Annotated in this window: 20 protein-coding genes; 10 read left to right on the plus strand and 10 right to left on the minus strand. The window is 40.2% G+C overall.

What is annotated here, in order from left to right; all coding sequences use genetic code 11:
- Nucleotides 1–5: 5 nt before the first annotated feature.
- The 5 genes from allC to NOM01_RS06870 form a co-directional block, all read right to left on the minus strand.
- Nucleotides 6–1,247 (minus strand): allantoate deiminase, encoded by a 1,242-nt coding sequence (gene allC, locus NOM01_RS06850; RefSeq protein WP_255747558.1) that lies wholly within the window; start codon nt 1,245–1,247, stop codon nt 6–8.
- Nucleotides 1,248–1,379: 132 nt separating this feature from the next.
- On the minus strand, nt 1,380–3,035 hold the full coding sequence (locus tag NOM01_RS06855; RefSeq protein ID WP_255747560.1) for a PucR family transcriptional regulator: 1,656 nt from the start codon (nt 3,033–3,035) through the stop codon (nt 1,380–1,382).
- Nucleotides 3,036–3,184: 149 nt separating this feature from the next.
- Nucleotides 3,185–4,537 (minus strand): allantoinase AllB, encoded by a 1,353-nt coding sequence (gene allB, locus NOM01_RS06860; RefSeq protein ID WP_255747562.1) that lies wholly within the window; start codon nt 4,535–4,537, stop codon nt 3,185–3,187.
- A gap of 16 nt (nt 4,538–4,553) precedes the next feature.
- A complete protein-coding gene (locus tag NOM01_RS06865; RefSeq protein ID WP_255747563.1) occupies nt 4,554–5,606 on the minus strand; it encodes an ABC transporter substrate-binding protein in 1,053 nt (350 codons plus the stop codon).
- A gap of 31 nt (nt 5,607–5,637) precedes the next feature.
- Nucleotides 5,638–6,501: an ABC transporter permease gene (locus tag NOM01_RS06870; protein WP_255747565.1), complete on the minus strand. Its 864-nt coding sequence runs from the start codon at nt 6,499–6,501 to the stop codon at nt 5,638–5,640.
- A gap of 785 nt (nt 6,502–7,286) precedes the next feature.
- Between NOM01_RS06870 and NOM01_RS06875 the strand changes: the two genes are divergently transcribed.
- The 8 genes from NOM01_RS06875 to NOM01_RS06910 all read left to right on the plus strand — a co-directional run bounded on the left by NOM01_RS06875 (nt 7,287) and on the right by NOM01_RS06910 (nt 15,735).
- Nucleotides 7,287–9,347 carry a YcaO-like family protein gene (locus NOM01_RS06875; RefSeq protein WP_255747567.1) on the plus strand — a complete coding sequence of 687 codons (2,061 nt, stop codon included), beginning with the start codon at nt 7,287–7,289 and terminating at the stop codon, nt 9,345–9,347.
- A 15-nt stretch (nt 9,348–9,362) separates the two neighbouring features.
- The gene (locus NOM01_RS06880) at nt 9,363–10,535 is read left to right on the plus strand and encodes an arginase family protein (protein WP_255747568.1); all 1,173 of its coding nucleotides are present in this window, start codon (nt 9,363–9,365) and stop codon (nt 10,533–10,535) included.
- On the plus strand, nt 10,519–11,769 hold the full coding sequence (locus tag NOM01_RS06885) for an MFS transporter (protein WP_255747569.1): 1,251 nt from the start codon (nt 10,519–10,521) through the stop codon (nt 11,767–11,769). The genes NOM01_RS06880 and NOM01_RS06885 overlap by 17 nt, the downstream gene beginning before the upstream one ends.
- Complete coding sequence (locus tag NOM01_RS06890; RefSeq protein ID WP_255747571.1) at nt 11,750–12,097, plus strand: DUF6176 family protein; 348 nt, start codon at nt 11,750–11,752, stop codon at nt 12,095–12,097. The genes NOM01_RS06885 and NOM01_RS06890 overlap by 20 nt, the downstream gene beginning before the upstream one ends.
- A gap of 205 nt (nt 12,098–12,302) precedes the next feature.
- On the plus strand, nt 12,303–12,872 hold the full coding sequence (locus tag NOM01_RS06895; RefSeq protein WP_255747573.1) for a recombinase family protein: 570 nt from the start codon (nt 12,303–12,305) through the stop codon (nt 12,870–12,872).
- Between the two features lie 31 nt (nt 12,873–12,903).
- Nucleotides 12,904–14,346: a Mu transposase C-terminal domain-containing protein gene (locus NOM01_RS06900; protein WP_255747575.1), complete on the plus strand. Its 1,443-nt coding sequence runs from the start codon at nt 12,904–12,906 to the stop codon at nt 14,344–14,346.
- Nucleotides 14,339–15,151, plus strand: coding sequence for an AAA family ATPase (locus NOM01_RS06905; protein ID WP_255747577.1), 813 nt, complete (start codon nt 14,339–14,341; stop codon nt 15,149–15,151). The genes NOM01_RS06900 and NOM01_RS06905 overlap by 8 nt, the downstream gene beginning before the upstream one ends.
- A gap of 17 nt (nt 15,152–15,168) precedes the next feature.
- On the plus strand, nt 15,169–15,735 hold the full coding sequence (locus tag NOM01_RS06910) for a recombinase family protein (RefSeq protein WP_255747578.1): 567 nt from the start codon (nt 15,169–15,171) through the stop codon (nt 15,733–15,735).
- On the opposite strand, the gene NOM01_RS06915 is transcribed toward NOM01_RS06910, so the two are convergent.
- The 3 genes from NOM01_RS06915 to NOM01_RS06925 form a co-directional block, all read right to left on the minus strand.
- A complete protein-coding gene (locus NOM01_RS06915; RefSeq protein WP_255747579.1) occupies nt 15,718–16,335 on the minus strand; it encodes an ABC transporter ATP-binding protein in 618 nt (205 codons plus the stop codon). The two genes, NOM01_RS06910 and NOM01_RS06915, sit on opposite strands and share 18 nt — an antisense overlap.
- Before the next feature lie 586 nt (nt 16,336–16,921).
- Nucleotides 16,922–18,091, minus strand: a complete 1,170-nt coding sequence (locus tag NOM01_RS06920) for an amidase (RefSeq protein WP_255747580.1) — start codon at nt 18,089–18,091, stop codon at nt 16,922–16,924.
- A gap of 139 nt (nt 18,092–18,230) precedes the next feature.
- Nucleotides 18,231–19,670 (minus strand): glycoside hydrolase family 32 protein, encoded by a 1,440-nt coding sequence (locus NOM01_RS06925; protein ID WP_255747581.1) that lies wholly within the window; start codon nt 19,668–19,670, stop codon nt 18,231–18,233.
- 304 nt (nt 19,671–19,974) lie between these two features.
- Between NOM01_RS06925 and NOM01_RS06930 the strand changes: the two genes are divergently transcribed.
- A complete protein-coding gene (locus NOM01_RS06930) occupies nt 19,975–20,970 on the plus strand; it encodes an ATP-binding cassette domain-containing protein (RefSeq protein ID WP_255747582.1) in 996 nt (331 codons plus the stop codon).
- The gene (locus NOM01_RS06935; RefSeq protein WP_255747583.1) at nt 20,967–21,788 is read left to right on the plus strand and encodes an ABC transporter permease; all 822 of its coding nucleotides are present in this window, start codon (nt 20,967–20,969) and stop codon (nt 21,786–21,788) included. Before NOM01_RS06930 ends, NOM01_RS06935 begins: the two co-directional genes overlap by 4 nt.
- A 50-nt stretch (nt 21,789–21,838) precedes the next feature.
- Here the strand turns inward: NOM01_RS06935 and NOM01_RS06940 are convergent, their stop codons facing one another.
- Both NOM01_RS06940 and NOM01_RS06945 read right to left on the minus strand, forming a co-directional pair.
- A complete protein-coding gene (locus NOM01_RS06940) occupies nt 21,839–23,125 on the minus strand; it encodes an MDR family MFS transporter (RefSeq protein ID WP_255747584.1) in 1,287 nt (428 codons plus the stop codon).
- 336 nt (nt 23,126–23,461) lie between these two features.
- Nucleotides 23,462–24,448: a D-2-hydroxyacid dehydrogenase gene (locus NOM01_RS06945; protein WP_255747586.1), complete on the minus strand. Its 987-nt coding sequence runs from the start codon at nt 24,446–24,448 to the stop codon at nt 23,462–23,464.
- Nucleotides 24,449–24,485: the final 37 nt, after the last annotated feature.

Here is a 24,485-nt window from a genome sequence, read left to right on the forward strand (position 1 = left end):
ATGATTTAATAAGCCATTTCGTGCAAGATCTTCATCAGCATACGTACACCGGTAGCCAAGTCTTCTATTTTTGTAAACTCTTTAGGAGAGTGGCTGATTCCATCATGACTGGGCACAAACATCATCGCCGTTGGGCAATAAACGCCGAATATTTGCGAATCATGACCCGCACCGCTCACCATTTTTTTAAACGGTATTCCTGCTTTCCGCGCAAGATCCACATGGCGCTGTGTCATGACCGGATCCATTTTTACCGGCGCATCATCAAGCCACGTTTTAATATCAAGAGCAACCGCTTCTTTTTCTGCGATCAATCGGAAATTCTCAAGCTCCTTCGTGCAGAAATCATGGAGAACATCATATTCATGATGACGGACATCAAGCGCAAAGGTGCAGGCACCGGGAATGACGTTTCCGACATTGGGCTGGATGCTTATCTGGCCAACAGTAGCAACCAGTCCGTTGTTCTGCATTTTTGCATGCCCCACCACATCGGAAATCATCTGCGATGCGGCGTACAGAGCATCCCTGCGACCGGCCATCGGCGTTGTTCCTGCATGATTGCTTTCTCCGGACAGACGAATGATCATCCGTTTCATCCCAACGATGTGACTGACCGGTGCCCATGCCAGATGCTCGTGTTCCAGAATCTGCCCTTGCTCAATATGGGTTTCCAAAAAGCAGGCAATATCCTCACGCCTAGCCAAAGGATACGCTCCTTGACCGAATCCCAATTGATGCATGGCATCTTCAAGGGTGACATCCTGTCCGTCGGTTACTTTACTTGCATCGCTCAATTGATAACGTCCGGTGATCGATCCGGATCCCCAAAAGGCTAAGTGAAAACGGCTGCCTTCTTCTTCGCAAAGTGCAACCGTCTCAATTGTTTTTTTTGGCGCACCATACTCTTGCTGCAGTCTGCTGACTGCAATCATCGCCGCAAGAACACCAAAAGCGCCATCATATTTTCCTCCGTCAACGACTGTATCAATATGCGATCCTGTAAGAATCACGCGATCGCGTTCTTCTGTTCCTTCGACTCTTCCAAAGACATTGCCGACATCATCAAACCGAGCGGAAAGTCCCATTTCTTCCATTTTTTTCTTTATAGCACTTTGTGCTTCCATCCATGATTCGCTATAAAGTAAGCGTGTCACGCCGTCATTTTCGGTTCGTCCAATCAGTCCTAACCAGTTGATTCGTTCAGCGATCTCTTCCTTTAATGGCGCTGAGGTTCGAAAAGCCATCCGACGAGCCCTCTTTCTATGTGAAGTTACATAACATTTATAGAACAGCTTCATTTTAGCAAAATTTCAAATTGCAACCATTGACATAATTTCTGTTTTTTTAATCTAAATTCAGTTAAACTGCACAATGGATCAATGCGGATGATCCATCGTGTTTGATTCATCAAGGAGCGACTTTAAGCGAAACGCGAAGCGAATTAAAAAACCTGTCTCAGGATCCTTCAAGTCCTTACCAAGCAACTGTTCACATTTATCAATCCGATAGATAACGGTGTTTCGATGAATAAACAGTTTTTTAGCGGTCTCTGATATTTGGCAATTCGACTCAAAAAAGACAATCAGCGTATGGAATAGTTCCTCATCCTCTTCCCTCTCCGGGAATGCAAGCCCTTGAAACGTTTCACGATACAGCTTGTTTAAATCATCCATCGGTACCATACGCAAGAGGTCGGAAAAACCCTTTGATTGATAAATTTGAATAAACTTGCGGCGACCGGAACGCAAGCCCGACTGCAGTGCATCGACTGCAGATTGATACCCGTGCGGCAAGTCGGAGAGATCAACGTGATAATTGCTTATTCCAAAGGATATGGTTTCAGAAAAATATTGCTCGACTCGCTCCTGAGCATGCCGCAGATATGGAATCAATCGGCGCGAGTCATTCGACCAACCTTCTCCCACATCGAACAGACAGATGCAAAAGCTGTCTTTCACGAAAAAATAGCCGTGAAAAGGCAGATTTTCCATTTCTCCTTCAATAAACTCGCTGACTTCATTCGTTTTTGTTCTGAATTTCATAAAACTTGTTCGACTATCGTCAAGATCAAGCTTTCCAACAACTGCAATCATTTTCTGTTCATCAGACATGTTAAACTCTCGTGCCCGATTAATGATCCCATCTTTAGATGTAAACTCGCCCGCGACAAGCTTCGATAAGTAGGCATCGCGTATTTTTCGTTCACTCTGCCTTAAAGCCTCATCCTTCATGAGTTCGAAGGCAAGAACGTTGGCCGCCTGCTCAATCGTCAGTACCATGATTCGTTCTTCCTGTGGGACGAATCCCTCTATAATTAAAAAATGACGCTTCATTTTATACGTATAAAGAGGGAATAGCGTAAACGCCTGATGTGTTTTCATGACGCAAAATGCATGATAAGGTTCCTTCATTTGTGCAAAAGATGAACCGACTTGTCTGAGTATGCGAAATCGATCTGCTCCCTCTTTTTCACTCGTATCACTTGAAACCGCAATTGGTTTGAAAAAAGAGTCAAGAAGAGCGGCAGGGCAGCCGATTATTTTCGACAAATCCGTCAAAATGCGCTCAACTCCCTCTCCATTCATAATGTGATTGGAAAATTGTTGATGCGTATCAATCGCGAGCTGCAGTTCTTCCGTGCGTGCGTGAAGGATAGAGGTCAATGTTTGATTAACGATATCTACCAATGGGATGCGGTTCGGAATAAAGATTAAAGGAAAGTTAATCCGATCAGCAAGCTCGATCACTTTATGCGGTATGCCATTCATGAATCGATCCGTTTTGATGCCGAGTGCGGCACAGCCTTTCATTGCCATCTTGTCGACGAGTTCAAGAAAGAAGTCATTATGATTCTGCAAATGGTAACCAGAAGTAACAAGCCAGTCGTTTGGCTTAAGATAATCGATAATATCCGGCGCGTCCATCATATTAATGTTGCGAATTTCCCTTTCTCCGCCTTTTTCTCCTGCAATCCATTTAAATCCTTTGAAAACAGGTTCGGAAAAAATATCGCGCACTTTCAAAACGAACACTCCAATCCACATCCTTGTTACTCATCATTGAATCATTTTTTGAATGTTTTGTCGATTAAGTGTTAAAAATGGGTAGCAACTCAATCTGCTTATAGAAAAAACGCGCCTTATTTACACGATCAAAGACGCGTTTGATTTCTATAAATTTATTATCGCGATCTTCTAATCAGCTTGCCTTCTCCCGATTTTCCGACCACTGATCCGTTCTTTACAATTACTTGACCGTGCAAAACTGTACAGATGGGCAGTCCTGCTCCCTTATAGCCGATGAAAGCGGATTGTCTATTTAAATAGGCTAACTGATCTTCCTTGATCTCCCACTCTTTTTTGGGATCAACAAGAACAAAATCAGCATCGTATCCCGGAGTCAGTTCGCCTTTTCGCGTTTTCATGCCAAAGACTTTAGCAGGATTTCGAGACATCATTCTTGAGAGAATTGTTGGTGACCATCCTCTTTTCTTTATTTCGTGAAACATAACCTGCAAGCTCGTTTGAACACCACTTATCCCGCCCCATGCTTTAAAAGAACCTTCAGATTCCGACTTTTCTTTCGGCGCACAGGGAGAGTGATCACTCGCGATTAAATCTAAGGTACCATCTTTTATATAATTCCAAAGCGCCTCACTTGCTTCTTTACTTCTTAATGGAGGGGCGCATTTAAAATACATCCCTTTTTCAAGAAATTGCTCAGTATTGAAAACCAAGTAGTGCGGGCAAGTTTCAGCAGTAATCTGAACACCTTCATATTTTGCACGTTTGATCGCTTCGGCTACTAATGGATGTGACACATGGCAAATATGCACATGCGTGCCAATTTCACGTGACAGTTCGATGATTGATTGTACAGCGATTAATTCAGCAACCACAGGTCTCGCTTTTAAGTAGTCCTCTCGCGATACGTTTCCATTCCTAACAGCAGTTGCTTCATTATAAGAAATAATCCCAAAATCTTCACAATGAAAACCGGCAAGTCCATTAAACTCCTTGATAATTTCTAGACCTTTTCGGACTCTGCCATAATCAAGCGACGTATAATCACTGGATACAGGAGCCAAAAATGATTTAAATGATGTCACACCGCACTCATTTAATTCGTTAAGCTTGTCAAGATTATCATTAATCATTCCGCCCCAGAATGCATAGTCGATATAGGACTTATTCTTTAACAACTGATGTTTTCGATCAAAAATGGCTCGATCAGTTAATGCCGGATCATTTTGAAGCGGCATATCGACAACAGTCGTCACTCCCCCAAGCGCAGCAGCCTGCGTCGCATGAGAAAAATCTTCACGCCATTCAAAACCAGGATCATTAAAATGAACATGTGCGTCAATAAGTCCCGGAAAAAGCAAGGCGTGATCCGCATCAATGACTGAATGTGCGGGTTCGATCGTATCCGCCGGCAGCAGCGCTCCGATTTTTTCTCCGCTCACCGCAACACTGCCTGAAAATACGCAATCAGCAGTAACAATTTTTGCGTTTTTAACGATTAAATCAAACAACGAGGGTCACTCCTGTTTAGTCATTTACTTCAATTAATTTGCTGTCCACTTTTTTAAGCACACTGGTTGTGGAATAACTGCTCAATGCCGGTACTTCTTTAATGTTTTTATTTGCCTTCATGAAGTTTCCCATAACACTCGCGCTATCTGTGAAATCTTTGCTCCAGGCCATTGAATAATTATTTTTTGCCATAATTCTTTTTGCGTCGCTCTTTGAAATTTTAATCTTTTTTGCAACAATTTCTGCCGCCTCATCCGGATGTTCATTAATAAATGCTGTTGCTTTATTTAACGCCCGTAAGAATTTCACTGCTTGATCCGGATGCTCTTTATAAAAATTATCAGACACGGCCACAGTCATATAAAAATTGAGCCAATTGACATCGCCTTGTTTATCCGGCAAATATGATTTTTTACCCGTAAACAAGATCTTTCCTCCGGCAGCAACTGCTTTCCCTACCCAAGGTTCCCATACTGCTATCGCATCAACGTTACCTTTTTCAAGAGCAGTCAACTGATCAGCGGCTTGCAGATTAACAAATTTGATTTTATTGTAATCGACGCTAAGTTCCTTGCACATGCTCTGGATAGCGATAATGACTCCAGATCCGGTTGTGGCACCGATTTTCAAGTTTTCGAGATCTTTGGCAGATTTTATTTTCAGACCTTTGCGAGCAACAATACTTTGTGTGTTCCCGGCATTAGCAAGCGGAGCAATTAGTTTTGCGTTGACACCATTCGCAGCTACCGAAATATTATTGTAAATGGATCCGAAAATCACTTGAGCACTTCCGCTTGAAATGAGCGAAGCATTCTGATCAGGACCAGCCATCAGGTGATTTTTCACCTTCAGACCCTCATCCTTAAAATAGCCTTTTTCTTGAGCGATAATTTGTTGACCGGAAACTTGCGGATCAAGTTCACCATACGCTTGAATGACATTTGAACTTTTATTTGATGAATTTCCCGATTTAGTTGATGATGATGAACACCCCGCCGTAAACACAGAGATGACGAGCAGCAATACGGTTACAAAGATGAGTGATTTATGCTTCGTAAATGATTTCATTTTTGTGATTTCCCCTTTTCGTGTTTTCTTTTTAACGTTCAACCGCGCTCTGGATTCCGTCCTTTTTCCAACGGAAGAGAATAGATTCCAAAAATAACAAAATATAATTAAAAAGTGTATAGAGCAAACCAATCAGCATGCATGACATAAACATGTCATCCAATTTAAACCAGTTTCTTGCATTCACAATGATAAAACCGAGTCCCTCACTCGATCCCATCATTTCAGCAACAATTAAGGCACCAAAAGCGAGAGCAAGACTGATGCGCATACCAACAAAAACATTGGGAAGTGCCGCTCGTAAAATAACACGGGTAAAGATTTGATAACGTGTCGCTCCCAAAGTCATTGCGCTTCGGATCCATGTCGGATTGACGTTTTTGATGCCATCCATCGTATAGGTTAATACAGGTAAAAAAGTCGCATAGGCAATGAGCATGATCTTCGAGAATTCACTGATTCCGAACCAAATCATAAAGATTGGGAGAAAAGCGAACACAGGAATGGGACCAAGCATATTAAGAACAGGACTAATCAAATCGTTAGAGAGTCTTGATTGACTCATCATAATACCAAGAAGAACGCCAACGAGTGAGCCAAATGCAAATCCGAGCAACACCCTAGTCACACTGGCTCCGATTGCGTTGATCAGCATTCCATCAAGCAAATAGCCCCAGGTTGTATGTAGAACAATCATCGGTGATGGGAAAAATTGTGGATTGAACCAAATAAAATGCGCATTCATAGAGCTGAATAATTGCCAAAGTAAAAAAAATACGACTAATGAAAGAGCCTGAACATATTTTGAATAATTTTTTCGATTTACACGTTTGGCAGATGTCAATGGTCTATTGACGACAGATTGAATTGGGCTTTTCGTTATTTCATCAATCATTATGTCACCCCTAACCTTATTGCTTGGCATTTCTTATGATTCACATGAGAACCAGCACATCAATCCATGACAAGTTCATTTTGTTCAAACAGTACTTTTTCGAATTTTTTTGTATAGTCAATGAACTGAGATGCATGAATGGAACGAGGACGCTCCATTTCAATTTTTTCATCCATACAAACTCTGCCTTCTTTTAATACAATGACTCGATCCGCCAAGTAAACGGCCTCGGCAATGCTGTGGGTAATAAAAATGACTGTTTTTTTCGTCTCTTTCCAAATGCGCTGTGAATTTTAATAATAAATTGCACATATGAAAAATAATATTCTGCACTTTTTATTCTTGGTAGGATGTTGATCAATCATTGACAAATGTGCTTTATTGATATTTAAGCACTGAAAAAAGCAAGAAAAAGAATGGAGCGATAAATAAATACCCTATTTGTTTATCTTGAATTTATTTTGGCCGTTCTTGTCCCGTGACAAAGTCGGTTACGCCAAATAAAGTTTATTATTATTTTTAATATCGACAATTTATGACACCCTTTCCATTATTAACTTGTTAACATAGTGGAGTAAGCAACTTAAATGATATTTATAGGAGGTGATATCCATGGAGAAGTCACAAAAGAATAAAAAGAAACGTTTAAATCTGGAATTTGGCATTGAAACAAAGGAAGTAAATGCTCAGGCTAAACGCAGTTATTCAATTGAACGATAACACCTATTGTAGCTACACCGGATTGATTTGGTGTGGCTACAATATTTTACGAGGGGGATATTAAAATGAAAGATAGAAAGAGTGAACGTTATAATCTAAGATTTTACGAAAATGATTTAAAATCATTTTTCATTAGAGAGCCTAATAAAGTACATTTGATAAAGTCGGATGATGCAAATACAGCAGTAAAGATCGGTAACGTTATAGCGAACAATGATAATGTAGACCAATTTGACCCAGATAATGTATCTGAAATGCGTGATTTTATTGAACTTCATTTTAACAATTTAAAACAAATAGTGAATAATGATGAAATAATAATATACATAAATAGCAACTTTGAAAGCTTTTCAAAAGATATTTCTTTACCTATAAAAGTTAAGTATACCAATAATTTTAATGAATTTATGAATAGCAAAATTAAGAAAAAAATAGTCCTCTTGTCGAATCTTTCTGTAAATCAAATTAAGAAGTACGCTAAACAACTCTACAGTATGGACAACTATTATGCAATTGTTTCACTAGATGGTTATTTACTATTTACTTATATTAACAATTCTCATTACTGTCTGAATTGTGTTATAGAACGCTGGATTGAAACACATCCTTATATTTACAAATTTAATAAAATTAGTAATATTCCTTACTCTTCGAATGTGGCACTAGAAAAGTTATATTTCCAGTTTTTGATTAATGAAATTATTAATAATGAAGAATTAATTGGAAAGATTATTCTTATCAGCCTAAAACAGTTAAGCATTAAAAGATATTCCATAATTAAGAAGGAAAGTTGTTATTGCAATCCACACACTATAAAAACTAATAATATAAACATTATTGATAGAGATATTAAATATGATATTAGTGGAAGTCGTATAAAAAAACCAAAAGATGCTTTTCAACAAGTACAGAATTATATTAGTCCTTTTGGACCCGTATATGATCTAAATGATCAAAGTAATTACGATAAAAAATTGTATCTCCCTGTATTTGGGTGTCTAATGGCTAGTAACCCCTTAGAAAAATCGTTTATTGTTCATGGCGGCAAAGGTCCAGATGCAGATCAAGCAAAAATGAGCGCCATTGGTGAAGCTCTTGAGAGATACAATGCTAGAGTTCACGGGACAGAACCCATGATAGAGGCTTCTTATAATGAATTACTATTAGAAAACAAGCCAGTGCTTAATCCTATTAAGTTAATTCTAGATCCAGAATACAGTTTTCCTTATAGTTCTGATAAAAAAATTGATTGGGTAAAGGGAGTAAAGCTGTTAGATGAAAAGGATGTTTATATACCAGCAAATGCTGTATTTTTCATTTATCAACCCAAAGTAAGAGAAAAACAGTTTATCCCTCAAGATACCACTGGTCTAGCATCGGGATCCTCAACTGAGGAGGCAATTTATCAAGGTCTGTGTGAAATAATCGAAAGAGATTCATACGCAATTTATTACCGTCAAGGCTTGATTGGAAAAGATGTTGATCAAAAAACAATAAAAAACTATAAAATAAAAGAACTGATCGACTATTTAAAAAGCAATAGCATCAAAGTCCATCTTAAATATCTAAAAAATGATACTCATATCTGCGTAATTCACTGTGTTACTGAAGACAGAAACAATAATTTTCCAATTTTTACTCACGGTGCCGGCGCTTCTCTTAATCCATCAACAGCTATTTTAAGATCTATAACAGAAGCAATTCAATTAAGAGTTTCTCAAGTTATGTTAAATAAAAATCCTTCTTCGGAGACCATTAAAAATTATAAACCATATTTTGCTTGGGGACACGGTGATACAACGTGGATCAACATATTTTTAGAAAATTCAAAAATTAATGATGTATCGTTTGAAAGCTTACCAAATCATTCAAGTGATAACTTAAAGTCAAATATACAGTTTATTATTAATAAATTGCATGCCTTAAATTATTCAGTTTATGCAGTAAATTTATCAAGAACTGATAACCCAATAAAAACTGTTAGAGTAATTGTACCTGGATTTCAATCAACTGACGATACCTTAAGACGTATATCTCCACGTATGTTTGAACTGCCTAAACAACTAAAGATGTCAGATTTTAAAACAAGTATCGATGACCTTGAAACTAAACCGTTTTTTTCATAACAATATGGAGGAAAAATGAAATTAGTACAATCACCGCACCTAATAATATATAAAAATAAACTTATTAATAAATTAACTGGGTTTTCAGTTAAAGTATCACCTGATGTTGTTTATCTTGTAAACCTTTTTAAAACACCAGTATCATTAAGTGATATTTTAAATGTTGTCGAAGCGGATAATCTGGAATTAATTGTACGCAATTTAATTGAAGAAGGATTTATAGAAGAAATCCCTAAAAATTACTCGAAAGAAGCGATGTCTGCCAAGTATTTGATGGATCCAAGATCCGGTACATTATTTTGTTCAAATCAAGGTAATCTCATTGTTGATGATAATGAAAGTGGTAAAACTATTATTGGCTTTTTTGGAGTTGGGTACGATAATGGTTCAGCTTTTTTTTCAGGTTCTCGTGCTGCTCCAGATGCGATTAGAGATTTTTCAAAACAAATTGGATTTCTGAACAGCGCACCTAATGGGCTTACACTTGGTTATTATGATCCCATTGAGCATAGCCAAAAATTGAAAGGACAAATTATAAGAGATTACGGAAATCTTAGCCTAACTAATAATCAATTACTTAATATAGACCGCATAGAAAAACTAAGCAGGTTCATTTATACTTGCACAAACATAAAACCAATTTTTATTGGAGGAGACCACAGTATAACTTATACAATAGTAAAAGGTCTTATAAATGCATATGAGTCTTTACAAATCGTTCAATTAGATGCTCATTCAGACTTGGGGTATACAAGGTGGGAAACTGTTGAACATGGGAGTTTTATGAGGGAACTATTAAAAGAGGAGAAAATTGAAAATATCATTCAAGTAGGGATAAGAGGTCCTCAAAATAATAATATTAAGGAAGGTAAGGTCACCTACTTATCTTTAAATCAACTTAATAATCTTAAAAGTATAATTCGAGAGGATATCCCTACATTTATTACAGTGGACTGCGACGTTTTTGACCCGAGTATTTTCCCTGGTGTCGCTTACCCCATTCCAAATGGATTAGATTATGAAAAATATAAAAATATTATAAATTGTTTACCCAAACAAATAGTTGGTATTGATTTTGTTGAATTTTGTCCGAACTTGGATATGTCAAATCTTAGTGTATCAACCATTTCTTATGCAATCTTAGAAATTCTTAGTGTTTGGGAGGACAGAGATGGGTCAATCTATTAAGAACATTAAAATAAAATATTATTTAATAAATGCTGTTTATCAGCTAAGTTTAGCGTTATTCAGTGCCCTGTTTTATGTGTATTTGGAAAAACAGGGCTTTAGTTACTTAGAAATTAATTTTTACTATGTACTTTTTTGGATTGTTGGTTTGTTAACTGAAATACCAGCGGGCGCACTATCAGATTATTTCGGAAGAAAAAACTCCTTGATAATCAGCATAATTGTTAGGAGTATTGGTTTGTTTTTTTTATTTTGGTCTTCCAATACATTTTATCTTTTTTCGAGTGCTGTCCTTACAGCAATTGGAGAATCCTTTAAATCCGGTACGCTTGAATCATGGGCGCTCGATAGGATTCATCAATTAAAACCGCAATTTAAATCAGACAAGTTTTTTTCCATAGATAATATTATTTCGAATACAGTGGGCCTTGTAGGAGGATTTATAGGAGCGCAAATATTAGGTGAATACAACCTGAGTCTTCCATTCTTGCTTTCTCCTTTTATCCTAATGTTTACTGGTATACTAGTTTCCTTTTTAATGGAACAAGACGGGCATAGGAATATAGCACAGAATGATAAGATTATTGACAGTTATAAGAATACAGTAAAAGAAATAAAAAATGGATTCATTTATATTAAAAAAAATAAATATTTCCTAAGGCTGTGTCTATCGCTTTTACCTCTTCAGTTTGTCATGACAGGTCCTGCATCTCAATGGCAGCTTTATTTTCAAAATGGTCACCACAATATTATTGTTGGTTATTTATTTGTCCTTATTAGCTTATCTGCAATGATTGGTCACTATATAGCACCAAAATTCAGTAGTTTGTTTAAGAGTAGAAATCGATATCTTATTCTAACTACAAGTGTTAACGCATTAATGGTTTTTGCTGTTATATTCACTCAAATATATTATTTGTCTATTATCTTTTTTTTGATTCATGTTGTTTTCATGTCCTCAGAAGAAGTAACAAGAATATCATATCTAAACGACGAAATTAAATCTAATAATAGAGCAACGGTCTTATCAATATTTAATACATTAGAGGCACTGGTAACCATTGCAGCCTACATCATCATTGGTTATATTGCAGATAAGTACTCACTCAGTGTGTCATGGGCGTTTTCAGCCATTGTTATGCTGGTGTTTGCCATACCTTTATTTATAAGTCTTGATAAAAATCAAAAGAAAAATTACAGAGGGAGATTTTTTCATGAAAACAGAGCTAAGTAAGTTTCGTGTCAAAAAGGGGAAGACGAACCAAGTGGATGAATGGCTGGATTTCTTGAATAAAAGGATGCCAGAGGTTCTTCTAACACTAAAAAATGAGAAAATGTATGTTGAAGCCATCTTTCGCGAAAGAGATGCCGAAAATGAATACTTGTATTGGTTCTCTATACAAGGAGAGGGCGGCATAGATGTCGAAGACTCAAATAAGGAAATAGACAAAATACATTTACACTATTGGTATGAATGTATCGATGAATCTTTTCATGCGCCAACGTTGTTGCCAAAAGTTGAAATGATTTCCGAGAGAATAAAGAAGATAATGAATGATTAATTCATAAGATTTGTAGTGAGCGTACTATAAACAACAACAATTTTCTTATTGATTGTTTAAAAAACGATTGTTTTTGAGACACTTTTTATTTTGGCATAAGTTACGCGTATTTTGTTAAATTTCATGTATTAAAACATTGCTCATAAACTATATCTCTATAACCACCCTTTGTGCTATTATTAAAGTCAGAAGGTGGTTTTTTATTATGGAATCTTATGTTTATGGTTATGCTCGAGTAAGTACACGTCAACAGGATTTAGCACGACAACTTGACTTACTAAAAAAATATAATTGTAATGAGATACTGACAGAAAAAATGACAGGAACAAAAGCTGATCGGCCACAACTTAATCGACTAAAAGATAAATTGCGTCCAGGGGATGTTGTCGTTGTGGAAAGCTTCTCACGATTAGGGCGAAGCACAAAAGATCTAATTGAACTTGTGAGCTATTTTGAAGAAAAACATGTCAAATTAAATAGTATCAAAGAAAGTTTCGATACATCGACACCACAGGGACGTCTCATGATGACTGTATTTCAAGCGTTCAGTCAATTTGAGAGGGATTTGATTGTCGAAAGAACTAAAGAGGGATTAAAAAGTGCCAGAGCCCGTGGCCGTAAAGGTGGTCGTCCAAAAGTTAACTCACGTGATATTAACAGAGCAGTCAATTTGTATCGTTCAGAACAATACAGTGTTAAAGAAATTGTGGAAATGACGGGTATTAGTCGAGCAACTTTATACCGTTACTTGAATCAAGAACTGGTTATATCCTAAGTACCTACCAAAATATGAAGGGAGCCTTTCTATGCAAGAGCCTCCTCCACTTACATTCTTCTCAGATGAACAAAGACAAGCTGCTGTGGAAAAGTTTACTATTATTTCTCCGTATCTTACGAATGAAAAGAAACTACAGGCAATATCAAAGGAATTTGGCATTTCGAGAAGAACATTGCATTATTGGGTCAGCAGTTATGAGAAACTTGGTTTAAAAGGTCTTGTACGAAAAAAACGAAATGACGCAGAAATCATAAGGGTGGATTCACAAGTCAAAAAGCAAATAGAAAGGCTGATTCTTCAACATAAAAGGAACTCTGTAGCATCCATCTACAGAAAGGTATGTACGTATTGCAAACAAAATCATTTAGAGCAGCCGAGCTATTATCAGGTAATGGCTGTGTCTAAATCGCTAACGCCTGGAATGAAAAAACTTGCGTTTGAAGGAACCAAGCAATATAAGAACGAATATGATTTAATCCATACAAGACAGGCTATATTTCCTAATGAAATATGGCAAGCAGATCACACTCTTTTAGATATTTTTGTTTTAAACGAAAAGGGAAATCCGCAAAGGCCTTGGTTGACTATAATCATGGATGACTACAGTCGAGCAATTGCTGGTTACTTTTTATCTTTTCACGATCCTTCAGCAATGCAGACCTCTTTAGCATTTCATCAAGCGATATGGCAAAAGAAAAATAAAGATTGGCCTATTTGCGGTATCCCAGAGAATTTTTATACAGACCATGGCTCTGATTTTACGTCGAATCACCTTGAACAGGTTGCCATTGATTTAAAGATAAATTTAATCTTTTCATCAATTGGTGTTCCCCGTGGCCGTGGCAAAATAGAACGCTTTTTTTCTACAGTTAATCAACTTCTTCTTCAGGATCTTCCTGGATATATTGGTCAGGACGATAACGTTTCTCTACTAACCTTCAAAGAACTTGAGGATGCTGTTCGATATTTCATTATTCATAATTATCATCATCGCATTCACGGTACGACGAAAAAAATGCCAATTATCTCATGGAATGAATCAGGATTTTTACCCAATTTACCGGAAAGCCTAGAAAGTCTTGATCTACTTTTATTGAATGTTGCAAAGGCGAGGAAGGTTCAGCAGGATGGGATACACTTTCAAGGATTAAAATACTTAAATACTAATTTGGCTGCTTATGTTGGTGAAATGGTATTAATTCGTTATGATCCAAGAGATTTGGCCGAAATACGTGTTTTTTATCATAATGAATTCCTTTGCACAGCCATCTCTCCAGAAATATCCGATTACACCGTAGATATACAAGATATTATCTCTGCTCGAAATAAAAGGAGATGTGATCTAAAAAAGCAAATCGATAGTGCTAAAACGGTTGTAGAGGAAATTGTTCTTAAACAACAAGACAGTCTACCGAATGTGAATGATAAAAAGCCGAAAAAAACAAAATTGAAGAGGTACCTCAATGAATAAAAAAATAAGTTTTATCGAAACCAAGGAATATAAACGTTTTGCTGAATTTTGCGATGCATGTATTAAATATCAGTACATTGGGATTTGCTATGGCTTGCCCGGAGTTGGGAAGACACTTTCTTCAAGGTATTATTCGAATTGGGACTATATAGATCAGCACTTAAACTATAAAACTGCTCCACAAGTAGTTGAGACCGTAGACAAAAAAATCCTTGATCATCAGATCGTTTTCTATACAGCACCAGCTGTTCGTGCAACACGAATGACTGGTGATATTGAAAGAATTGCAGCAAAGTTAAATATGGTAAAAACAATGTATCGAGTGAAAACATTTGGAGCAGAAGAAAAATATTCACACAATCATTTTGAGAATATTTCCTTAATTATTGTTGATGAAGTTGATCGATTAAAAATGCAAGGCCTAGAGCAACTTCGAGACATTTATGATCAACATGAACTGGCGATCATTTTTGTCGGAATGCCTGGAATTGAAAAACGTCTATCGCGTTATCCTCAATTATATTCACGGATAGGATTTGCACATGAATTTGACCGTTTAAGCAAGGATGAAGCACACCACATCCTAGAGTATAAGTGGCATGAATTGGGATTGTCTGTGAGATTAGAGGACTTTTCCGACTATGAAGCCATTTCAAATATCATAAGAATTACAAACGGTAACTTTAGATTGATCCACCGTCTCTTTGCACAAATTGAGAGGATTCTTGAGATAAATAACCTTCAATCTATTTCATTGGATGTTGTCAACGCTGCACGGGACAGCCTGACACTGGGAATAAAATGAATTCGGAGAGTGATACGATGATCTATGGTTATGTCCGCATTTTTCTGCAATCTCAAAGTTTGGAGAAGCAGTATCAAATGTTACATTCTGCTGGATGTACTGAAATTTTTTTGGATAGAACGTCTGAGTTAAAGCAGGATTTACCAAATTTCAAAATTCTTCTTTCACGTTTAAAAAGTGGCGATTCGTTAGTCGTCCCAAAACTTGACTCTTTTGCACGCAGTTACTCAGAGGCAATGACAATAGTCAGTAACCTGTTTCATATGCAAGTAACAGTTAATATACTAAATATGGGAATTATGGATAGCACGCCAGATGGAGAGCATATTTTTAAGATTTTCTGTGCATTTACTCGTGCAGAGAGAGAGTTCGTAATTACACGAACGCAGGAAGGTAAAGAACAAGCAAGGAAACATGAAGGGTTTCGCGAAGGAAGACCAAGAAAATTTAATGATCAACAGATCGAATACGCACTATCTCTTCTTACATTTTCTTCATTCGGTGAAGTAGCTGAAATCACTGGAATAAGTGAGAGTACATTAGCAAGATATAAAAGGAAATCATTCTCAGAAATGAGAAATTAACCATCTATAATCATAATAATCTGATGTGCAGGTTAATGTTTCATAGATGTGCAATTTAATTTTAAAAGTAACAATGCGCAGTATTTCAATCCGCATCTTTTCTCGAGTCATTGCATCCAACGCGCCAAGCGGCTCATCCATTAGAAGAAGCTGCGGATTTGTAGCTAACGCTCTCGCAATGCCGACTCTTTGAGCCATACCTCCCGAAAGGCTGGAAGGATACACCTTTTCATAGCCTTCAAGACCTACCATTTTAATCAGACGTTTTGAGATACGATAGGCATCCTTATTTTTTAATGCTTTAGGACCAAATGCGACATTATCTAAGATGTTATACCACGGAAACAGACCGTGATCTTGAAACACAACACCTCTTTGTTCTGAAGGTTTTGACACGAACTGCCCATCGACACTTATCTCACCTTTATCCGGTTTAATAAATCCCGCCAGCAAGTTTAGCAGAGTCGATTTACCACAACCGCTGTGACCGAGTACACAAACAAATTCATTTTCATTGATCTCAAAGCTCACATCATTTAGAACATATTTTCCAGAGTTACCATAGGATTTAAAAAGATTCCTCACATTAACAAATGGCACTTTTCTACCTCCTTCGCTTTAATTTTTTCATGTTCAATTGTTCGCCATGATCAATTATCTAATAAATCATAAATTAATAATAATTCTAACAGTACATGCATGTCATTATTCATAACATACAAAATGTGAATATAATATTGTGTAACTTAAACATACATATACCGTTAAATAAGATAACAGTTGGTGACATAAGAAAAACCGGACAAAAAACGCCCGGTCCTTACTTCCGCAGGATGCGGTGGCTTTCGCGTTGCATACAGGACGTATGCGTGATTAGCGAAAGTTCCTTTGTCATGTGTGATTGGTTTGTGTCTTTACGGTGCTGAATCATCGCTTCGGTTGCTCGCATCAACTGAGCGCGACCGCGGGCGCACCGCGAGCCTCCTCAGACAAGCAGAAATCTGCGGGGTCTCGCTGGCACCTGATCCCGCAGGCGTCTCGCACCTCCGCTTTGATTCTCGGCCAAGACACTGGTTTATTCGTTTAAATACGGGGCAACATCTTATACTTATCTTGTAAAAAAGCCCCTGAGCCAGCAGTCTGTTTGTTCACTGCATACTCATAGGGCTTTTGATTAATTTTATAGTTAGAAATAATTTTTGATATATTGGAGCAGCTTTCGGTCAGTTCCATACCCAGAAACAAAAGACAAACCGATCGGATGGCCATGGTCATTGAGCGGAACGGTCACTTGCGGCAAACCCGATACGCCGGCGATACAGGTTAGTTTCATCGTTCGGGCACGTATTTTTTCGCTCTCTTCAAAGCTGGCATCGCGTTTCGGGGCCGGTCCGTATGTGGTTGGAATGATCAGAATACCATTTGCGCCGAGAAATGCGCGGATTTTTTCTGTAAACTGCTGTTTTAATTGTGAGGCATGGTGATAAGCTGCGTCCTTTTTCATTTTTGAAGCCGCTATAAAGCGTCCGCCAACATCTTTCGCAAAGTGCGGATGATACCGTTCAATCCACTCTCCATGCGACTGCCAAGCTTCATAGCCTTGTAAGATCCGAAAGGTTTCCGCAAGCTCAGCAGGCGTTGCTTCTGGAAGAGAAGCGGTTTCTAATTGCCCAGACGAAAAGTGTTCATTGATAAACGCATGCAACACTTCTTGGGCGGACTCGGAATCAACTTGATCCCAAGCTTCGCTTAAAAGGTAGAAGCGTTGAAAGGAAGCTGTGGAGTCTGATTCAGGAAGCAAACATTGGCCCACCCGTTCGAGAACATCTGCATCCCGAGCCATCCAGCCTACCGTGTCAAAACTTGGTGCAAGCGGAACAACACCTTCCAAGGATACCAGATTATGCGACGGACGAATGCCAAACAAGCCGCAATATGCGGATGGTATACGCACCGAACCGCCTGTATCGGTACCAAGCGCAAAATCGACAGCTCCGGATGATACGGCAACTGCCGATCCGCTTGATGATCCGCCTGAGAAGGCATCGGGTACACGCGGATTCATTGTCGGCGGATAATGGATATTGTCTCCCTTGAGACTGTACATCAGTTCATCCGTTACCGTCATGCCACGCAGCAGAGCACCTTGCTCCAATAGTTTTCGGATGACAGGTGCATGCGCCTTGGCAGCTTGATGCGTTGTTGCCCAAAGCGGATTGCCCGCACTGTTCACATGTCCTTTAACAGCAAATATATCCTTTGCCGCGAACATCAGCTCATTGAGCTGCCCGCTGCCTGTAGACGGAACATTCATCCCATCTTTTGTAAAAGCACCGAATGTCTCGTGCATGTCCATAATCAAGCCCCCTCAATTAAAGCAAAAAAATACAATTATGATCAGAATAATAGAAAACAGCCGGCTTGTCATGATCTAACATGACCAAACACAGCTGATTTTGATGGACACAACGCACATTTGCAGTGTCTATTAATCTTTATTCTTCATTCCAAATATCTTTGAGTGACCATGAATGCATGTTTTGCACGGTTAATCGCCCACCACTGGCAAATAACTGCACGCCTTGATTTTGTTCTGTTGGATAGATTCTGCTGGTCATGACTTTCTCTCCGTCATTCACAAACACTTCTACTGAAGAACGATCCAAATAGATTCTGAGTTTGAGAGAATCACGCTTAGGGAGTTTGGTACGCCGCGTGCCGCCTGATCCGGTACCGCTTTTTGATCGGTCAAGTGTCAGGACACAATTTGCGGCATCATACTCAAGCACCGTCTCCTCTGTTTTTCCGCAGCGTAATTTAATGCCAAAACAATCTGCATCGGACTCGTGAAGATCAACGAGTAGTTCAAGTTCAAGCAAGTCATCGTCCAGCTGATTTAATGTGTGACTTCCGGAAACCTGTAGATTTTCCGCGTTCATTCGTTCATTTTTTCTCAGGTGGAGGAGCTCAGCGACTGGAGTCATGCGAATGTTCCCATCTGCGCCAAGACGCAGCTCGCGCGGCAAGGTCAGCGCACCGGCCCAGCCTTCCGCTTGTTCGGGCATAGGCGATTCCCACATGTCCATCCAACCGATCACAATTCGCCGTCCGGAATGATCTTGAAAGGACTGAGCCGCGTAAAAGTCATGGCCGTTGTCCAATTCTTTGAAATGTCCGTAGTTGAATTGCAAATGCTCATAATCAAAATTTCCAACGAAATAGCCGGTTTGATACAGGTTTTGGTACAAATCATTTTCAGATTCAATGCCTTGCGGCGAAATCATGAGGATATGCTTGCCGTCAAGTTCAAAGAAATCTGGACATTCCCACATATAGCCCAAATTTTTGCCACTCTGCGCCAGGACACCAAGATAGGTCCAATTTTTCAGATCGCTCGAGCGATACAAGACCACTTTTCCAACACGGTCCTTGCATGTTCCGGCAATTAAATAGAAATGATCACCTCTTCGCCACACCTTTGGGTCGCGAAAATCACCGGATCCTTCTTTAGGATGTGTTGCGATGATCGGGTTTTCCGGAGACTTTTCAAAATTGATACCATCTTTGCTCACGGCAAGGCATTGAACCTGATCGGAACTCTTTTTTGCATCGTCTGCATTGCGATGTCCCGTGTAAATTAAGCACAGCTTACCATCTTTTTCAATAGCGCTCCCAGAGAAACAGCCGTCACGATCAAAGGAATCGCCGGGAGTGAGCGCAATCGGGTAATGCTTCCAATGAACAAGATCACGACTTGCGACATGGCCCCAATGCATCGGCCCCCATTCAACACCATTTGGGTAATGCTGAAAAAATACATGATACATGCCCTGATATTGTACAAGCCCATTGGGATCGTTTATCCATCCGGATGGTGCCATAATATGATAGCCGAGCCGCCATCTCTTTTTTTCTTTCGCCTGTTTGAAAACCATAGGTACACTCCATTCGTTTCAATAAATAAATGCTTATATTTTTATAAATGTCATTCGGTTGACAATATAACGATACCGTTACTCATTTAAGTATGCATGCATGGATCAGAGATCGCCAGCCCATTTTGCATTTACCAATAATTTTCCATTACAAAATATAGATGAGCGTTTTTTTACAAGGGTTCAGATTCGCTTTTATCCGCAAAATTTCATACAATTGACACATATTACGTTTTTTATGAACTTGGCGATACTAATGAGTAGCACTTTTCACGAGTTAATCGCCAACAATCGGAGGAAAAAGATGAACAACGACTTGGACACTCACAATCAGCCGCTTGCCATTAAAGCAATCGGATTAGTCAAACGTTTTGGAAAACACCGTGCTGTCGACGGCATCGATTTAGCCATCCCGCAAGGCATCGTGTACGGGTTTCTCGGTCCAAACGGTGCCGGAAAAACAACAACCATGAAAATGCTGGCCACCTTGTTGAAGCCTGATGAAGGCAGCGCTCAGGTCATGGGCCATGATCTGTTAAAGGAACCGGATGCCGTGCGTACACGCGTCAGCCTCACCGGTCAATTTGCTTCGGTTGATGAAGACCTGAACGGAATTGAAAATTTAATTCTCATTGCACGACTGATGGGCTACTCTTCACGAATTGCGAAAAAAAGGGCGTCCGAACTTCTAGATGCATTCGGTTTACAAGATGCCGCAAAACGACAGGTTAAAAAATATTCGGGCGGCATGAGGCGGCGCCTGGACATTGCGGCCAGCATGATCATACGTCCGGATTTGCTTTTCTTGGACGAACCGACAACCGGGCTTGATCCGCGCAGCCGCAACCAAATTTGGGATATTGTGCGCGCACTCGTCACCACCGGTACAACCGTGCTGTTGACCACGCAATATCTGGATGAAGCCGATCAACTCGCCGACCGAATCGCCGTTATTGACCATGGAAAAATTATCGCAGAGGGGACAAGCGGTGAACTCAAAGCATCGGTCGGATCTGGTGTGCTTCATGTACGGCTTCTCGACCCTTCGACACGTGCTCAGGCGCAGCAGCTACTCTCAGATGCACTCGGCACTCCCGTCCGTCTTTCCTCAGATCCTGCTGCACTTGCCGCGCAACTTGCAGGGACAAAGGCTGCATCAAAAGCACTTGCCGCGCTCGATGCGAATCAAATTGAGGTCAGTGAATTTTCACTTGGCCAGCCGAGCCTTGATGAAGTATTCCTAACGCTGACTGGTAAACCGGCAGAAAATGAAGAGCAGAAAGAGGGTGCGAAGTCATGAGCGAAGAGCAGAGCATGGCTAAAATGCGTGCCGCACTTGTTGAACAAGAACGTCCGCCGCGTCCAAACGGAATCGCGACATCGCTCACCTTCGCATGGCGCGCACTTTTGAAAATAAAATATGTACCGGAGCAGCTGCTCGATGTCACTTTTTTCCCGGTGATGTTCACGTTAATGTTTACCTATTTATTCGGTGGCGCGCTCGCCGGATCAACAAGTCAATACTTGCAGTTTTTAATTCCCGGTATTCTGGTACAGACGGTCGTTTTCACCACAGTATATACCGGCGTTTCTCTGAATGATGATATCTCTAAGGGAACATTCGACCGTTTTCGATCGTTGCCCATCTGGAGCCCATCGCCCTTAGTCGGTGCGCTCATCGCTGATACGGTGCGTTACACGATCGCTTCAATAATTGTGATCGTCTTAGGTTTGATTCTTGGATTCCGACCGGCAGGAACTATTCTTGAAATTATCGCAGGGATCATTCTTGTGCTGATCTTTGCGTTCAGTCTCTCCTGGATCTTTACCGTAATCGGGCTCATTCTGCAAACGTCGAAAGCAGTGATGGGCATCAGCATGACGCTGTTATTTCCGGTCACGTTTGCCAGCAATATTTTCGTTGATCCGGCGACAATGCCCGGCTGGCTGCGCGCAACAGTCAACGCCAATCCAGTTTCGATGCTGACCACCGCTGTCCGTGGGTTAATGGGCGGTCGCGTTGCATTTACTGAAATCATCTGGGTACTCATTGCCTCGGCAGTATTGATTCTCATCTTTTCACCAATCACGATGTATCTTTATCGAAATAAGCGATAATGAAACAGCAAAAAGGATGCGAGCCGGAAATCGGCTTCGCATCCTTTTTATTACAGATTGCTTGAATGACCCGACACGCTCAGCTTGCTTCGATCATACAGTGAGAACATTAAACCGTACATGATCATACCGAGAAAAGCAATCGTCCCGAGAATGACAAAAGTCCATGGGTAACCGAACCAAACAGTCATCGGTATGGCAATCGGAGCGAGTGTTCGTCCGAGTGAATAGCGCAAACCTGATGCTGCAAAATACTGAGCACGCAAATGTTTTGGAGCCAGCTTGGCAATGAAGCTGTCCTGCACACCAACCGTCATCAGTTCTGCCCAAGAAAAGAGTACAATGCAGAAGAGCAGCAGCCAGATGTTTTGCGTCGACCCCATCAGAATCATGGCAATTCCATAGCAAAGAGAAGACCCCATAAACACATTGCCCTCACGAAATTTCGTCATCCATTTGGTCACGATAACGGTCAGAAGCGCCACGCAAAGACCGTTCATTGATACCATAACACTGTACAGGTTTCTTCCGCTGATCGCTACTTGCCAATTTCCAAACGATAACAACGTTTGGAGCGGCACCTTATCGGTGGTGTACACTGCGATCAGCATATCAAGCTGCAAGAATGTCTGAGCGACCAGCACACCTGCCAATATGTAAAGTAGAAAAATGTGATCTGTGAAAATCACCCGATAATCGCCAAACTGATCAATCAAATGGTTCATCCAGTTTGGTTTTACCTTCTCTTGAATCTGTTCGGCTTGCGGCGCTGTCTCATGAATCCAGTGCTGCAGTGCCCAAATCAAGCCGGCGCTCACAGCGGTACAAATAAGTAAAAGCAGAAAACGATCACTGAAAAAGAAAACGGCACCTAAAAGCGGACCAACGACAACCGTGACATTAATCGACGTGTAAAATAATGCGAACACGCCTGCCCGGTGCTGCGCAGGAACGATATCGGCAATCATCGCGCTGCTCGCCGGCCCATACAGCTGGCCAAACAAACCAAGTAATGAAAAGCTGATAAACGTTACCCATGGCGATACAAACCAAGGTGAATTTGCATAAGCGAAAAATGCGAAGCACACCGTCTGGCCGATTGCGGAAAAAACCATCATCCGTTTCCGACCAAAGTGATCGGCACAATAGCCGCCGAAAAGTCCAAGAACAACACCTATAACTTGTGAAAGAATCAGCAGCAGTCCGGCCATTTCTTGGCCGAAATGCTCAGAAAAATAAATCGCCATAAACGGAAAATACATCCAGAAAAGAATATTGAATAGTCCTTCTCCGATGAATCGAACTTTTAAATTTATATCCCAGTCACGCCACTTCATTAAAATTACCACCTTTTTGCCAAACTAAAAAGAGTCCGAGCGCAGCAACGAAATGCTGAGCATCGGACTCTTTCAATCAAGTCATATAACGAGCACAGCTACGCTTTTAGGCAAATCACCATTCGGTTTTGAGACAAAACAAACATGGGCACCAATGCATTTATGTGTTTGTCTGCGGAAAAACGATACCGATTTTGCGTAACCATTGTTCAACCCTCATTTTCTTTTTAAGTGATTCAGATTTTCAAAATCTGATCAAAGAGCAGTCTTTGAATTATACTTCATTTGAATTCGAATGACAATCGGCGATCCGCTGACATCCGACAACTTAATCGTTTAGTAGCCGAGCATTTTGTTCACTACATTAATTAAAGGACGTCCTTCACTGTATCGGTGCAGATTTTCAACAAAAAGATCCATGTACCTTTGCTCGTAATTGGAAGAATAGTAAGCCCGGTGCGGCGTGATGATCACATTATCCATGTTCCAGAATTGGTGTTTCTGCGGCAGCGGCTCAATTTCAAATACATCGAGCGCTGCACCGGCGATTGGACCGTTCGTTAAGCAAAACGCAAGATCAGACTCAACAATCAGATTCCCACGACCGATGTTTACCAGATAACTACCATTTTTCATGAGACTGAGCCGCTTTTTATCAAAGCTATGTATGGTTTCGCTTGTTGCAGGAAGTGCTAGGACAACGAAATCCGATTGAGCAAGCACTGCATCCATTTGATCCATGCCGACCACTTGATCGGCAGGATCGTGATCGCCATGCCTTTTTTGCGGATTTCTTCGGCAGCCGATCACTTTCATATCAAATGCCTTGCATCGGCGGGCTATTTCATAACCAATGTCCCCATAACCAATAATGCCTACTGTTGTTCCCGCCAAATCTCCGACGTTTGCTTCATCCCAAGTCCCGGCCATTTGTTTGCGAACAAAATGGGGCACCTTTTTCGCTAGAGCGGTGATCATTGCCAGCACATGTTCGGCAATCGGCACAGATGTACAGCCACGTGTATTGGTAATCATCAGTTCATGATCAACCACTTCCTTGCGCAGCATCATGTCGACACCAACACTGGCGGACTGAACCCATTTCAAGTTTTTCGCTTTTGGCAAAATTTTTAAATCATCACGATAACCGGCAGTCAACATCACATCACATTCAGCAAGTGCACTAAGCGGCTCAGGTTCCGGTGCTCCCGGCGTCCACGGATCGTAAACAATCTTTTGGCTAAGCTTCGAAAGCTCCTGCAATGCGTCATTGGATAACACATTTCGTATATAGATAATCGGCTCTATTGGATCGAACTGCATGAAAAAACCTCCTTCTGAAATGAATTCATCGATGTAT

This window comes from Sporolactobacillus sp. STSJ-5 (assembly GCF_024385605.1).
Lineage (GTDB): Bacteria > Bacillota > Bacilli > Bacillales > Sporolactobacillaceae > Sporolactobacillus.